Annotated in this window: 14 protein-coding genes; 7 read left to right on the forward strand and 7 right to left on the reverse strand. The window is 58.9% G+C overall.

What is annotated here, in order from left to right:
• The first annotated feature begins 245 nt into the window (after window positions 1-245).
• Window positions 246-1,301, forward strand: a complete 1,056-nt coding sequence (locus tag GQF00_RS06520) for a glycosyltransferase family 9 protein (RefSeq protein ID WP_161318368.1) — start codon at window positions 246-248, stop codon at window positions 1,299-1,301.
• Window positions 1,302-1,449: 148 nt separating this feature from the next.
• Here GQF00_RS06520 and GQF00_RS06525 read toward each other — a convergent pair whose 3' ends face one another.
• From GQF00_RS06525 to bioB, 7 genes are all read right to left on the reverse strand, one after another.
• A complete protein-coding gene (locus GQF00_RS06525; RefSeq protein WP_161318369.1) occupies window positions 1,450-3,525 on the reverse strand; it encodes a metallophosphoesterase in 2,076 nt (691 codons plus the stop codon).
• Window positions 3,522-5,255 carry an alkaline phosphatase gene (locus GQF00_RS06530; RefSeq protein ID WP_161318370.1) on the reverse strand — a complete coding sequence of 578 codons (1,734 nt, stop codon included), beginning with the start codon at window positions 5,253-5,255 and terminating at the stop codon, window positions 3,522-3,524. Before GQF00_RS06530 ends, GQF00_RS06525 begins: the two co-directional genes overlap by 4 nt.
• A gap of 190 nt (window positions 5,256-5,445) precedes the next feature.
• Window positions 5,446-6,090 (reverse strand): dethiobiotin synthase, encoded by a 645-nt coding sequence (gene bioD, locus GQF00_RS06535; protein WP_161318371.1) that lies wholly within the window; start codon window positions 6,088-6,090, stop codon window positions 5,446-5,448.
• A 64-nt stretch (window positions 6,091-6,154) separates the two neighbouring features.
• Window positions 6,155-6,979 carry a malonyl-ACP O-methyltransferase BioC gene (bioC, locus tag GQF00_RS06540; protein ID WP_237440428.1) on the reverse strand — a complete coding sequence of 275 codons (825 nt, stop codon included), beginning with the start codon at window positions 6,977-6,979 and terminating at the stop codon, window positions 6,155-6,157.
• Complete coding sequence (gene bioH, locus GQF00_RS06545) at window positions 6,945-7,757, reverse strand: pimeloyl-ACP methyl ester esterase BioH (RefSeq protein WP_161318373.1); 813 nt, start codon at window positions 7,755-7,757, stop codon at window positions 6,945-6,947. The genes bioC and bioH overlap by 35 nt, the downstream gene beginning before the upstream one ends.
• A gap of 81 nt (window positions 7,758-7,838) precedes the next feature.
• The gene (gene bioF / locus GQF00_RS06550) at window positions 7,839-9,005 is read right to left on the reverse strand and encodes an 8-amino-7-oxononanoate synthase (RefSeq protein ID WP_161318374.1); all 1,167 of its coding nucleotides are present in this window, start codon (window positions 9,003-9,005) and stop codon (window positions 7,839-7,841) included.
• Between the two features lie 6 nt (window positions 9,006-9,011).
• Window positions 9,012-10,160 carry a biotin synthase BioB gene (gene bioB / locus GQF00_RS06555; RefSeq protein WP_161318375.1) on the reverse strand — a complete coding sequence of 383 codons (1,149 nt, stop codon included), beginning with the start codon at window positions 10,158-10,160 and terminating at the stop codon, window positions 9,012-9,014.
• 41 nt (window positions 10,161-10,201) lie between these two features.
• Between bioB and GQF00_RS06560 the strand changes: the two genes are divergently transcribed.
• The 6 genes from GQF00_RS06560 (at window position 10,202) to GQF00_RS06585 (ending at window position 15,002) form a co-directional block, all read left to right on the forward strand.
• On the forward strand, window positions 10,202-10,930 hold the full coding sequence (locus GQF00_RS06560; protein WP_161318376.1) for a ComF family protein: 729 nt from the start codon (window positions 10,202-10,204) through the stop codon (window positions 10,928-10,930).
• 95 nt (window positions 10,931-11,025) lie between these two features.
• Window positions 11,026-11,556 carry a hypothetical protein gene (locus GQF00_RS06565; RefSeq protein WP_161318377.1) on the forward strand — a complete coding sequence of 177 codons (531 nt, stop codon included), beginning with the start codon at window positions 11,026-11,028 and terminating at the stop codon, window positions 11,554-11,556.
• Window positions 11,557-11,587: 31 nt separating this feature from the next.
• Window positions 11,588-12,262: a 2-phosphosulfolactate phosphatase gene (locus GQF00_RS06570; RefSeq protein ID WP_161318378.1), complete on the forward strand. Its 675-nt coding sequence runs from the start codon at window positions 11,588-11,590 to the stop codon at window positions 12,260-12,262.
• Window positions 12,263-12,419: 157 nt separating this feature from the next.
• Window positions 12,420-13,661, forward strand: a complete 1,242-nt coding sequence (locus GQF00_RS06575; RefSeq protein ID WP_161318379.1) for an acyl-CoA dehydrogenase family protein — start codon at window positions 12,420-12,422, stop codon at window positions 13,659-13,661.
• Window positions 13,662-13,791: 130 nt separating this feature from the next.
• Window positions 13,792-14,604, forward strand: coding sequence for a fatty acid desaturase (locus tag GQF00_RS06580; protein ID WP_202560413.1), 813 nt, complete (start codon window positions 13,792-13,794; stop codon window positions 14,602-14,604).
• A complete protein-coding gene (locus GQF00_RS06585; RefSeq protein ID WP_161318380.1) occupies window positions 14,601-15,002 on the forward strand; it encodes a hypothetical protein in 402 nt (133 codons plus the stop codon). Before GQF00_RS06580 ends, GQF00_RS06585 begins: the two co-directional genes overlap by 4 nt.
• The last annotated feature ends 92 nt before the right edge of the window (window positions 15,003-15,094 follow it).

Here is a 15,094-nt window from a genome sequence, read left to right on the forward strand (position 1 = left end):
CCCAGACATGGGCGCGGCTTTTTTGTGGTTTTCGCGACGGCGGCGCGAAAGACGGATCTCTCCATACCTTGCACTTCCAGGCTGAGAAAGCGAGTGACGAGAACCTGATCCCTCTCCCAGGCTCGAATCGCTTGTGGGCAAGCTCCTTCAGCGGGACCAGCTGATGCCGCCTTCATTGTCATCTGTCCGTCACACCTGAAATCTAGGCTGATCCTTCATGTTATGGATAACAGCCCAGAACGGACATGTCTCGCCATCTGATTCTTTTTCCCTGCAGTCATATGGGCAATCTGCTGATCGCATTGCCACATCTCAAAGCCATGCTGGATGCACACCCTCAGGCCCTGCTGGTCACCAATATCCGCTACCGCGAGCTGGTGGAGCAGAGTCTGCCCGAGGAAGAACGACTCCTGTTTTACCCGGAGCCTGCGCTGGCGGCCTCGCAACCCCTTCTGCGGCGCGCCATCAGCTATCTCGGTTTTGTTCGCGCACTGAGACGGTTTTCAGCAGAGGTGGTGGTGGATATAGAAGGAGAGCAAAAGTCCGCAACTTTGACACGGCTGAGCGGTGCGCCAAAACGCATCGGGCCACCCCGTCGTCATGGCCGCTGGTTTTATAACGTCCTTTGCGAAACCAACTGGTCCGCACATCGCTGGCTTGGCTATGCAAGCCTGAGCCAACCAGCAGCCCAAGCGCCTGCCAGCTACCTCCCACTCACCACCAGTGATGCCGGAGAGGAAGAAATGCGCCAGGCCACGGTTTCGCTACCCGCAGGGCCGCGCGTGCTGATTCATGCGGGCGCCACCAAGACTTACAAGATGTGGCACCCGGAACAATTTGCCAGCCTCTGCCAGCGCCTGCGCCGCATGGATTGCATTCCCATACTGATCGGCGCGGGACGGAAAGACCGTGCCCAGATTGATCGCGTGCAGAGTTTTCTGTGCGAACCCGTGAGCGACCTCTGCGACCAACTCAGCCTGTCAGCCATGGTGGCATTAATGAAAAGCAGCCAGGGCTATGTGGGAAACGACAGCGGCCCCATGCACCTTGCCGCCGCCTGTGGACTACCCACCGTGGCCCTGTTCGGCCCCACCGATGATACGCTCTGGGCCCCGCTCTGCGACACCGCCCGGGTGCTGCGCTGGCAAGCTTGCAACCCGGCCTGCGAACGCAACAGCTGTGCCCTGGACAGCTACCCCTGCCTGCAAAGCATCACGGTAGATCAGATACTGGACCAGCTGGCTGAACTGGGAGTCCTGCCTGAGCCCACCATAATACCGATCCACAGAGCACGGTTTTAGGAATCGCCCCCTCTTTCACGCTGACAGGACCACCCCTTTCCGCAGGAGCCTGGCTGCAGGCAAGGACCCACTGCAGCAGAAACCCTGTTTTCAGGCGAAAAAAGGCCGCAAGGTTTCCCTTGCGGCCTCCCTGACAGTCCGGACCAGTTCAGAACAGGTCCAGCAGCCCGGCCAGCAATCCAGTGATTGGCGAGAGCAGATCCAGCAGCGGATCCAGAGGACTGAGAACACGCTCATCCAGCTGCTGGGTCACTTCACGCACCACCACCAGCAAGGTCGATGAGAGGGCATCACCTGGCAGTGTCACGTAGTCTTCGGCACCAGGAATCTGGTTTAGCAGCAGAACATCCCCCACCAGAGCCTGCAGAGTGGCGGCCACGGTACCGACCAATTGCTCGCCGGTGGCAGAGGTGTCCAGCAACACCAGTTGCTCAAGGGTATTGGCAAGGCCAAGGGTGACAGTAGACAGTACCGTGGTCAGGCCAGCAAAGACCGGCACCTCTTCTGGCACCTGCTCTTCAATGCCGTCCACGATGTTATCCAGATTACGGGCCAGCGCCACCAGCGGCGCCGCAATAAAGGCAATATCCGCTGTGGTATCACCCTGGCCGGCACCAATCCCCCCGTTGCCGAAACCGTCCGCGAACGCATCAAAGGCATCCCCCAACTGGTTGAAGGGCTCCGGCAGGTCGCTGGTGTCGATGGCCTGCAATTGCTCGGAGGCCGCCAGCACAGCTTCCACGGACTGGCTCATGTCACTGGTGTTTCCGGACAGAATGGCGGCGGTTGCCGCATCCAGCGCATTGAAGAGGATGTCAGTACCCGCCAGCATCTGGTCGAATACCTGCCGCTGATCTTCCGGCAGGCCAGCCCCAGCTTCAGTAAAGCCGGCGACCAGCGTTTCCCGCAGCTCCTTGAGCGGGCCGGTGAAGCCGGCATCGAACCCTTCCGGCAGAGGCAACGGCAAGGCATACCCCCCTAGGTTCTGGCCGGAGAAATCGTTACCGCCGGCCATCATTGTCATCAGCTGCTTTTCAAAGCAGTGCGAAAATGCTGGCTGAAGCTGGCCATCCACCATGACACCCAGGCCTTCCGCCTCGGGGTCCACGGTATAGGCCTCCACGCACAGCCTGGCCGGCGCCATGGTTACCGGGTTGGCCTCGGCGGCTTTCATCCAGAAGAAGCCGTACGTGTCACCTTGCTGATAACGGGCAGCGTTGCGTTCGGTATCGGCCAGCGAGCGGGTCTTGCCGGCTGCACCGCTGATGATGAATTCGGTGCGGCCACAGGACGGTACTGCATTCAGTACTTGCAGGTCGTGGTCGTGGCCGGCGAACAGGAAGTCCGCCTGATCACACACCGCCTCCTCCATGAATGCCTTCCAGCGCTCACCGGCAAGCACTGGCAGCAACTCACCAGGGACACCGTCATAGTTGCCCGCATTGCCGTGGGAACCGTTGGACAGATACGGGTGATGGGACATGGCAATCTTGAAGACTGCATCGGAGCTGCCCAGTGCATTCACCGCCCAGTTGCGCTGATCAATCCCGTAGGTGTGATAGGCATAGGCCAGATCGGGGTCGGCAAAACCACCTGCGATGGGGTTGGAATCCAGCGCAAAGAAATCCACCAGCGGACGCGGATTGGTAGTCGTGGTTCCGGCACTATGCTGATAGTAACGATCCGGCATGTTCCAGCGGCTGGACAACTTGCCGTCGAAGTAGGTGTAGTCCACCTGGAATTCACCACGGGCATTACCGGCACCGTCACCGCCCACATAGGCGGTGTTGTCGTGGTTGCCCAGCACCATGTAGAAAGGCAACTGTACCGGCTCAAATGGTTTCTCGAATTTTTCCTCGAACTGGGGATCATCCACGCTGGTCACGCCGGACTCGTAGATATTATCCCCCAGGCCCACTACCAGATCGCAGCCCGGGAAGGCCATGTCATCAAAGAATTCATCCTTGTTTTCGCAGACCAGGGCAATGGCTTCACCTACCGCATACTGACCCGCAGAGCCGCTGCCGGAATCACCGATAACCACAAAGCGAAGCGCCGCCGGGGGATTGACGCCTTCATTACCCCCATCCGGATCGACCGGTTGATTCGGGGTCGGGGTATTACCGGAAGACGCAGCTCCCCCGGATGAACTGCCACTGCCGCCACCACAGGCGGTCAACGTGATCGCCGCAACCAGCGGCAATAATTTCCAGGGGGACATCATGACAATACCTCGTTACCGGATACGGAATTCAGGGGAAGGGCTGGATTGTTAAGGGCGGTGCGCAGCGTTCTTGGCCATGACACTGGGCCGTCTTCAACAATGCGACTGTCGCCGCTGTTCACGGCCACCACCTTGGTCTTGCTGGTATCAATCTGGCCGCGCAAATCATAGGACTCGATGCTCTGGGCATAGTAGAACTCGGCCTGGGTGCGCTGGCGGGTCACATCCACCAGGATGAAACCGCGGGACTTGGCTTCCACATAACGAATATGCGGATTCACTACCGGAATCAGAACGCCAGCCAGTTCTGCTGCGCCGTCAGGAAAACCCGGACTGGTCACTGCCGGGGTCACGAATTCGGCCGCCAACGGCTTGTCGAACAGGTCGCCCAACAGGGAGGAGGGGTTGCGATAGATTTCCGTGGCCCAGGAGGTGTGGATATCACCGGTCAGCACCACCACGTTATCGATATCGTTATCGTCAATGTGATTGAGTATCTTCAGACGATCCGCCGCGTAGCCATCCCACTGATCCATGTTGATGGCGGACAAATTGCTGCGCAGCTGTGCCTGATCTTCAGTGAGGCTGGGCAGTTCGGCAATGTTGAGCTGCCCAAACATGACCTGCTGACCAATGAAGCGCCACTGCGCCGTGGACTGACTGAGGGAATCGAGCAGGAAGTCCATTTGTTCGGCACTGATCAGATGGCGATTTTCGCTGTTGCGCGCAGGATCCAGCGGTACGCCTAGCTGCTCATCACGGCCTTCCAGGCGAGTATCCAGCATGGTGAGATCGATCAGATCGCCGAACTGGAATTGCCGGTAAATCACACTGAAATTTCCCGGCTCACGGGGACGGATCGGCAGCCACTCGAAATAGGCCTGCTGGGCCACCGCCTTGCGCGCCTCCCAGTCACCCTCGGTGAGCGGCTGATGGTTCCCGGCACCATCACGATAACTGTTGTCCGTAGACTCATGATCATCCCAGACCGCAATCATTGGAAACTGCTGATGTACGGCCTGCAGATCTTCGTCGGTCTTGTACTGGGCATGACGCAGCCGGTAATCCGTGAGGGAAACCATTTCCTGGGGTGGCAGCGGATCGCGCTCGGGGAAATCACCGTATTCGCCCGGACCGTACTCATACAGATAGTCCCCAAGGTGAAGGACAAAATCCAGGTCGGAACGCTGGGCCACCGCGCGATACACGGAGAAAAAACCATAGGGATAGTTGGCGCAGGACACCACCGCGAAGCGTGCCCGATCGATAAAGTTGTCTGACTCGGGGAAGGTGCGGGTCCGCCCCACCGGTGAGGTCTGGGTACCGACAGAGAACTGATAGTAATACCAGCGATCCGCTTGCAGACCCTCGGCATCCACTTTCACGCAGTAGTCGCGCGCGGCGGTTGCCGTTGCTGTGTAGACCGCCACCGTTTGTGACATGGCCTGATCCGTTGCCACAGTGAGCCGCACCGGAATGTCACCGTCTTCCGCCGGGGTAACTCGGGTCCAGAGTATCACCCGGTCCGACAATGGATCACCGGAGGCCACTCCATGGACAAAAGTCACCGAGGGCACCACAGATTCTGGCAGATCATCAGGTAGGTTGGGGGTTCGCACTGCAGGTGTACCAGCTGGTGCGGCAGAAGAGCTGCTGCCACCGCAGCCCGCCAGCGCCAGGCCTCCCCCAACACCCAGAGCCTTGATCAGCCCCCGTCGTTTGCTGTCCATGAATTCCCCCTGAAAATTAAACGCCATGCTTATGCATGGGTTTTAATTTTGAGCAGGAAATTGCACTCGGACAGTGGGGCTTGAGTAGTGGCACTGTAGTGCTATGTTGCCGCCTGTAACCGCCCAGTTAAAGATGACGACCGCATGACGCTACGATGAAACGCTCTTGTTATTTTCTGCAGCAAACGGCTCAGATAATGGCAAAGGCCCCCGGGAGATGCCGGCGCAACGTCAGCAGGTTCTCTTCCTTTACCTCCATCTGCCCAAAACAGTTGGCCATGGTGCCCGCATACCGCAGGCCATCCTTTTCAATGGCTTCCGCCGTCAACAGTGCATGATTGATACAGCCAAGCTTCATGCCCACCACCTGAATCACCGGCACATCCAGTTCCTTGGCAAGGGCTGACAGCATCTCACGATCGTTCAACGGCACCCGCCAGCCCCCCGCCCCTTCGATAAGGATCAAATCTGCCGGGTGGGCATTCAGCGCCCCGCGCACATAACCCGTCAGACGCGCCAGGGTAATCGTCCTGCCTTCCTGCTCGGCCGCAATATGCGGCGCCACCGGCGCTTTCAGCGCTACCGGATTCACCACGTCATAAGGCAACGTCACTGAACTCGCTGCCATCAACTGCAGGGCATCATCGTTACGCCACCCCTCAGCAGTTTCCTCACAGCCCGCGGCAACCGGTTTGAGTCCGTAACAGCTCAACCCGGCTTCCCGGGCCCGCTCCAGCAAACGACAACTGACCCAGGTCTTGCCGACTTCGGTGTCGGTACCGGTGACGAAGAAGATACCTTTCAGGGCGGGGAGTTGGGGTTTCTGTTCTGTCATGTTTGCATCGTCGTTGTTGCGGGGGTCATACCCCCTTTGTCATCAGTGCGTTTCGAGTGACGAGTTACTGTGTTTTTTCCGCTTCCAGGAACAACACATTCCACGTAAGCGGCAATCCCTGTTCCGTTCTTTTCTTCTCGTATTCTTCCACCATCGCCTGCCATGCGTTCTTGCCGGTAAGGCCTGACGCACCACTGACATGATCGGCACCCGTGGCTTTAAGCCGTCGGGCAATGGCTTTGACGGAATCGTAATACTCCACCATTACCTGCTGCTGCAGCTCGGCATCCACGAAGCCGACTTGCAGCGCCGCGTCCTGCCACTCCGTAAAGGAAGGCAGTGCATTCACATGGGGGCGGCGGTTCACTGCCTGCCAGCTCTGCTGCAACTCTTTCAGGGACCCTGCCAGTGGCAGCGCGAGAAGCAATCGACCGCCAGGACTCAGCACCCGGGCAATTTCTTTCAGCACCGTACGCGGGTCACACCACTGCAAGGCAAAACAACTGAATACCAGCCCCTGACTCCCGTCGGCCAAGGGCAGCTGCTCCGCGTCCGCACATAAAGGCCGATAATCCTGGTTCAACCTGCCGCGCTCAGCGGCTTCACTCAACATGGCGCGGGACAAATCCACGGCCTGCCACTGTGCATTCGGCAACGCCTGCTGCTGGGCACGGGCGAAGGGCGCCGTGGCACAGCCCAGATCCAGCGCCGCACTCACTGGCAGCGTCTGCGGCAACCGCTGCACCAGAGAACGGCCCACCGCCAGCTGCAGGAGGGCATGCTCATCATAGCTCCGTGCGGCGCGACTGAAATGGTCGCTGACGGCATGCTTGTCGGGCGAGGGGCTTACCATCTCAGCCGACCAGCTGATGTTCGCGATAGAAGTCATAGACTGCTCGGGTAAAGGTCTCCGGGGCCGACAGGAAAGGCACATGGGCCACCTGTTCAATCAGGGCAGTGCGACCGTTTTGGATCAAAGGCTCGCTGGCGGCCATGGCCGCCGCCGGGACAATATGATCGTTCTCACCAAACACCATCAGCACCGGCATGGCCAATGTCGACAGCACAACGCGCAGATCCGCATCACGGAGAATGTTGAGCCCACCACGCAGCGCTTTCGGTGCCGGCAGTCCGCAAAAATAGAGAATCTCCTTGAGACGAGCGGTGTCCTCGCGCATGGCCGCACTCCCTTTACAGTTCAACGCCAGAAAACGCACCAGGGTGCCCTCCTGGTCTTCATCAAACATTTCGGCAAACTTGCCAAGAATTTCCGGTTTCATGGCGGCGTCCCAGTTCTCCCCCGTGGTAAAACGTGGCGAGGCAGCCACCGTCACCACAGACTTCACCCTTTCAGGGGCTTTCCCGGCCATGGCCAGCGCCACCAGCCCTCCCAGGGACCAGCCCAGCAAGTGGGCGTGCCCGGGCATGATCGACAGCACTTCATCGGCAAGAAAATCCAGAGAGTAATCCGCCCCCGGTAACGGACTCTGGCCCATACCCGGCAGGTCCACCACCGTTACCCGGAAGCGCTCCAGCAAGGCAGGCACGATGTCATCGAAGACAATGGCATGCAGGCCCCAGCCATGAATCAGAACGATGTCCTGCGCCTCGGCATCATCGACACCAGTGGCTTTATAGGTGTTGTGAAAGGGGATCAACTTAGGCATTCGGGTTCCCTTGATCAGACCTCTGACATCAGAGGCCTGATGACAAAAACAAACAACATAATCGGGCTCTAGTGGCTGGCGTCAGACGTTTGAGTTCCTGTTTCTGATCGCAGCCAAGGCCGCCAGCAACGCATCCACATCGTCAGGATCATGGGCCGCCGACAATGTCACCCGCAAACGCGCTTCGCCTTCCGGAACGGTAGGCGGGCGAATGGCAGTAATCAGAAAACCTTTTTCCCTGAGCGCCCCGCTGAGCGCCATGGCATCCTCATCGCGGCCAATCAGCAGTGGCTGAATAGGCGTCTGAGATGGCATCAGGCTGTAGCCAAGTTCACTGGCCCCATGGCGAAAATGCTTGATCAAATCTGCCAGTTTTTCCCGGCGCCCATTTTCCTGCTGTGCCTTTTTCAGGCTCACCAGAGTGGCCGCTGCCACAGCTGCCGGCATGGCGGTGGTGTAAATAAAGGTACGGGCGAACTGTATCAGGGTTTCGATCAACTCAGTGCTGCCGGCCACAAAGGCACCGCCGGTGCCAAGGCCTTTACCGAGGGTCCCCATAAGAATCTGCGTTCGATCGTTCACGCCCTGGGCGAACAGGGAACCGCGGCCCTTTTCATCCAACACCCCAATGCCATGGGCATCATCCACCATCAGCCAGGCATCGTTGTGCTCGCACACATCCGCAAGCGCCGCCAGCGGGGCCTCATCGCCATCCATGCTGAAGACCCCATCGACCACTACCAGCTTGCGGCGGGCATCGCTGCGTTGCAGCAGGCGATGCAGGGAGTCGGCATCGTTATGGGCAAAACGCCGGAAGCGGGCACCGCTGAGCAGACCACCATCCAGCAGAGAGGCATGATTGAGGCGATCTTCAAATACCGCATCCGCCTTTCCCAGCAACGCGGACATGACGCCCAGGTTGGCCATGTACCCGGTGGAAAACAGCAACGCCCGTTCCCGACCGGTATGCTCGGCAAGTGCCTCTTCCAGGTCTTGATGAGGACGCTGATGGCCGCACACCAGATGGGAGGCACCACTGCCTGCCCCCCACTCACCGGCGGCCTTCTGAAAGGCCTCAATGACGTCACCGTCATTGGCCAGGCCCAGATAGTCATTACTGCAGAAGTTCAGATAATTCCTGCCATCAAGACGCGCATGGCGGCCACAGGGGCTGTCCATGACCAGCGGCTGGCGAAAACGATGCTGGCGGCGACGCGCCGCCAGATCCTCGGTCAGATCAAAGCCCATGAGCCATCAATGCTCGGTGGTAGCAGGACGACCCGTATCCTTGTCGAGCACGTGTTTGGCAGAACGCTTGTCCATCGCGTTATAGAACAGGCCTGCTTCCTCGGCTTCCTGCTCGGCCACCTGAGCCTTGATAGCTTCCTCATGGGCTTCATCGGACGCCTCGTGACGAGGATCCAGCGGGTGGATTCCCAAACGCTTGAACAGCAACTGGTCGTGGTTGGCTTCCGGGTTGTCGGTGGTCAGCAAACGCTCGCCATAGAAGATGGAGTTTGCACCCGCCATGAAACACAGGGCCTGGGCTTCGTCGTTCATTTCCTGACGACCCGCAGAGAGACGCACGTAGGACTCCGGCATGAGGATACGGGCCACGGCCACGGTACGGACAAACTCGAAGGGATCAAGATCGTCCACATCGGCCAGCGGAGTACCTTCGATCTTCACCAGCATGTTGATGGGCACGGATTCAGGGTGATGCGGCAGGTTGGCCAGCTGCTGCAGCAGGCCGACACGGTCATCACGTTCCTCACCCATGCCGACAATGCCGCCACAGCACACTTTCATGCCCGCATCGCGCACATTGGACAGGGTACTCAGTCGATCGTTATAGGTACGGGTGGTGATCACCTTGCCGTAGTATTCCGGCGAGGTATCCAGGTTGTGGTTGTAGTAATCGAGACCGGCATCGGCCAGGGCGTCCGCCTGGCCTTTGTCGAGCATGCCCAGAGTCATGCAGGTTTCCATGCCCAGCCCTTTCACCTGCCGAATCATGTCCAGCACATAGGGCATGTCGCGGTCGCGGGGGCTGCGCCAGGCGGCGCCCATGCAGAAGCGGGATGCGCCCTTGTCACGGGCCGCCTTGGCCTCTTCCACCACCCGCGCGACTTCCAGCAGCTTTTCCTTTTCCAGCTCGGTGTTGTAATGGCCGGACTGGGAGCAATACTTGCAGTCTTCCGGGCAGGCACCGGTCTTAATGGACAGCAGCGTACTCACCTGCACCGCATTGGGATCGAAATGGGCCCGATGAATGCTGGCAGCCTGAAACAGCAAGTCGTTGAACGGCAATGCGAACAGCGCTTCGATCTCACTGCGTTTCCAGTCATGGCGTACAGCCATTTCAGCCTGAAGCGATTGGGCGGTGCTGGCGGTGGCGGGCATGCTTGTCTCCTTGATTCGAGCCTAGAAGGCTAGGGAGCACCATGCCACCTGTCAACCTCAGCAAAGCAACAAAAGTTTACCGATGCCTATTTTTTGATCAACCCGAGCAATGCCTGCTGTGCGGCTCCCGCCACGGCAACCTGGTTTGCCTCCCCTGCCAGACCCTGCTCCAGCCCATACAGGAAGCCCAATGCCGCTGCGGCCTGCCCTTCAGTGGCGCCGATCCGCAACGCCACCAGCCCGATGACCCGCCGCTTTGCGGCCGCTGCATCCGCCAACCACCTGGCTTCTCTGCCAGCACAGCCCTGTATCCGTATCAGTTTCCGCTGAACCTGCTGATTCAGGGCTTTAAACATCATGGCAAGCTGGTCAACGAGAGAGCCCTGCAGCAGCTGATCGGCGCGGCCTCCCTACCCTGGCCGGACTGCGATCAACTGTGTCCGCTGCCAGTACACTGGCAACGCCGCTGGCGCAGGGGGTTTGATCAGAGCGAACGCCTGGCCAACCTGCTTGGTCGCCGCTGGCAGCGACCGGTGATCCGTGCCCTGGTACGTCACCGGGCAACCCCGCACCAACAAGGACTGACCCGCAAGCAGCGCCAGCGCAATCTGCGCCACGCCTTTCGATGCCAGGCAGACGTACAAGACCTCAACCTGGTGCTGGTGGATGATGTCATGACCACTGGCAGCACCGCCCGGGCAGCCAGCCAGGCGTTGCTGGATGCAGGAGCAGCCTCCGTCAGGGTGTGGTGCCTTGCAAGAACCCTGTAGTTTCGTATGCCGCCAAACAGGCCATTGCGCATCACGAGTGATGAAAGCCTCACTCACTGTAGGCATAATGGCGACTTGTTCACGGAGGGATACCCATGAAAACAATAATAACCATGATACTCACACTCGCCCTGCTCAGCAGCGGCGCACAGGCAGAAGATCTCTACAAGGGCGTTAACCTGATCCGGGGCACGGTTGTGTCCGTGGGCCGCGTTGATCCCACCGAAGACATTGATACCGGTTTTTTTGTAGATGCCAACTACAGCAGTGTGGCCCTGAACGGTGGCGTTTCCACCAAGAAATTTGGTGACTCACCACTGCGTGCGGACAGCCGCGATGACTTTTCCGAGGCCGACGGAGAAAGGGTGAACAACGCCTACTTCGGTATCGGGTTCAGCCGCATCATTCAGATTCAATACGGCTACGGCAACCATGGTGATCTGATTCGCTTCCGCTCCGATTTCAATTTCCGCTCGGTGATGGACTTCCTGTCCGGAACACATACCCCCAAGGACAGACTGACGCTGGGCGATCGCATCACCTTTACCATCGCCGCCGAGCAATACCAGGACAGCGAAGAAGAAATCTTCGACAATGCCACCTGGGGCATTGGCCTGCTGTTTTAAACGGCCTCAAGACTGCCCCGCAAGGAGTTTTATGGATATTCATATTGCCCAGGGGCACAATCCGCCGCATAACCTCCATGGCATCACCGTGGTGATCGACGTGATCCGCGCCTTCACCACCAGTCACCATGCCTTTCGCAAGGGGCTGCGCTGCATCTGGCCAGTGGCCAGTGCCGAGCAGGCCTTTGCCCTGCGCGATGAACACTTGCCCGAGGCCCTGCTCGCGGGGGAAGTGGACGCCCTGCCCATCAAGGGCTTCGACTTCGGCAATTCCCCCTGGGAAATGGATCATGCGGATCTGACGGACCGGGAGATGATCCTGCGCACCACCAACGGGGTTGCCGCCACCCTGAGGGCGAAGGACAGCCGCGAGGTATTGGTGGCGGGACTGGTCAACGCCGAAGCCACCGCCAACTACTTGCGCAAGCTGAACCCACCCACCGTGGTATTGGTGGCGTCACACCCCACCGGGGACGAGGATGTGGCCTGTGCCGAGTATATTCGCCATTTGCTGGGCGGAGATGGCATCACCTATGAGGCAGCCCGGGCGCGCACCCTAAATGCCAGTGCCGCAGAGAAGTTTTTCAATGGCAGCCACCCGCGCCTGCGCCCCGACGACATCGAAGCCGCGGCCTGCAGTGAAGGCCCCGATGCACTGGTCATGCGCGTCCGCTTCGACCCCTTCCCCTGTATCACCGCCCTGTAACATCGCGCCAGCCCAGTGGCGTCAGACCTCCAACTTCTGACGTCCGACTTGTCGCCCATTGATCTCGAACGTCAATGATTCCGTCCGTTATGATCAATGCGGGAGCCGGAAGGATGTTGTTACTGTTGATCCAATCCAAAATTAACAGGACAACCCCATGATTCAGTGGTCAGAACAGCAACAGATGATCCAGAAGATGGTGCGCGACTTCGTAGAAAAGGAAGTAGTACCGCAACTGGATGATATCGAGTACAACGGCGTTCCTCCGTACGACATTCTGCGCAAGCTGATCAAGACGTTTGGCATGGATGTGATGGCCCAGCAAAACTTTGAAAAACAGCTGGCCCGGGAAAAAGCCATCGCAGCTGGCGAGACCGTGGAAGAAAAGAAAAAGGATGGCCCCTCCGCCATGGCCGGCGAGGAAGCGGCCATGCGCATGATTCCCATCATCGAGATCTGCCGCCATGCCCAGGGACTGGTAACCGCCATGGGGGTGTCCATGGGACTGGCCGGCGGCGCCATCATGAGCAAGGGCACCATCGAGCAGAAAGAACGCTGGGCCCTGCCTCTGCTCACCCTTGAAAAGGTGGGTGCCTGGGCGATCTCCGAACCCAACGCCGGCTCCGATGCCTTTGGCCAGATGAAAACCCTGGCACGCCGCGACGGCAATGGCGGCTATATCATCAACGGCAGCAAGACCTGGATCACCAACGGCCCCTTCGCCGACACCATCATCCTGATCTGCAAACTTGATGAGGAAGGCGTCGCCCCGGAGCAGCGCAAGATTGTTTCCTTCATCCTCGACAGCGGCATGGAAGGCCTCGAGCAATCCAAACCCTTCAAGAAGATGGGCATTGGCTCCTCCCCCACCGGCGAGCTGTTTCTCAGCGACGTGAAAGTGGGCGCAGACCGCCTGCTGGGTGGCAGCGAGGACAGTTACGGGCGCAGTGGCGCCAAAGGCACCTTCATGCAGGAACGTGCCGGCGTGGCCGCCATGGCCCTGGGCATGGTGGAACGGGCCATGGAACTGTCGGTTCAGTACGCCAATGATCGCAGCCAGTTTGGCCGCCCCATCGGCCAGAACCAGCTGATCCAGCTTAAACTCGCGAAAATGGAAGTGGCGCGCACCAATCTGCAGAACATGGTGTTCCGCTATATCGAGATGACCGCCGAAGGCAAGCAGATGACACTGGCGGAAGCCTCTGCCATGAAGCTGTACGCCGCCCAGACGGCCATGGAGGTGGCTACAGAAGCGGTGCAGATCCATGGCGGCTATGGCTACATGCGTGAATCCCGCGTAGAGCAACTCATGCGCGATGCCAAGATTCTGCAGATCTATGCCGGCACTGACGAGATGCAGATCATCGCCATTGCCAGGGACCTGCTCAGCCGCGTCTGATCCCCCACCTCGAACCATTGACCAGCGCGCTACCCGCGCTGGTCAATGTGGTCTTATTCACCCGGAAGGATAACCATTAGACTCATCTCTTATTCGTAGTCAGGGTCATTCATTGACCTGGGTGGATGAGATGTTAGTACGCTATAGGGCTGATCGTGCCGCTGTTGCCCTGGTGTTGGCGGTGTTTTCAATTCAACTTGCACTGTTCTTCTTCAGTGAAGGCCTGACCACCTGGCTAGCCATGCTGGCGTTGCTACCGGTTCAGGTGTCCTGTGGCGCCATCTGCCACAACCATCATCATGTGAATACCTTTCGCAAGCGCCCCCTCAATCGGCTGTTTGAATGCATCCTTTACCTGCAGACCGGCACCAGTCCGTTCAGCTGGACCCTGCATCACAATATCGGCCACCACAAACTGTATCTGGACCCGCAAAAGGACCCATCCCCCTGGCAGCAACCCGATGGCAGCCTGATGCCACGCTGGCGCTATGTGCTGGTCAACACCCTGATGATCTATCCGGAAATACACCGTATCGGGCAGCAGCACAGGCAGCTCTATCGACGCTTTCTCAGAATGTTAGTAATTGCCAACATACCCCTTGTGGCAGCTTTGACCTACGACCCCCGCAATGCGCTGATCCTGTTCGTGATCCCAATGATCACCATGCTGTTTCTGCTGCTGGACAATACTTACGGGCAACATGCCGACACAGGATTTGAGGACCATTTCCACGCCTCCCGTAATGTTGAGCTGAAACGTTACAATCTGCCCTCCTGGAATCTGGGCTACCACACCGCTCACCACATGCTACCGGGGCTGCACTGGAGCAAGCTCCCCGAGCTTCACGCGAATATTCGCCACCGCATTCCTGATCATCTGATCGCCGATCACATCTTCCTGCAGTGGGAACCCGGGCGCCCACAACGGGAGGCGACGCCATGATCCGCCTGCTTGTCGGCATGCTTATTCTGGTCAGTACCTCACTGGCACGCGCAGAGGACTGTTACTACTTCTGGACCCATCAGTGCGTGGAAGTCATTGATGCCAGCAAGCGACAGCTTAAGCAAAGCGTGCTGATTTCCCCTTCCATCAACTACTTCAGCAGTGCACAGCAAAGCTGCGATGCCGGCGCAACAGAACGCCAAAACACAGTGAAGGCGCAATTGCTGGAAGCCTTCAACGCTGGCGCAGCAAAGATCCGGGCCTGCGACACCCCGCTCAGTGAAGTGTCGCTGAGGGTCTTCAACAATCCCCAGAAAGCCACCTGGCACTACAACCGCGCCATCCGGGCCACCGACAGCAAGACCGTCATACGACTGGATAATCTGCCGCTGCTCTAATCCGGTTGGCTGCAAGGCTGGCAGCATCCCTTCAGGATTATGCTATGATCAGCGAGCGCCTTTTTCGGCCAGCCGGCACCGTTCTTGCCGCC

Source organism: Alcanivorax sp. DP30 (genome assembly GCF_009882945.1).
Lineage (GTDB): Bacteria > Pseudomonadota > Gammaproteobacteria > Pseudomonadales > Alcanivoracaceae > Alcanivorax.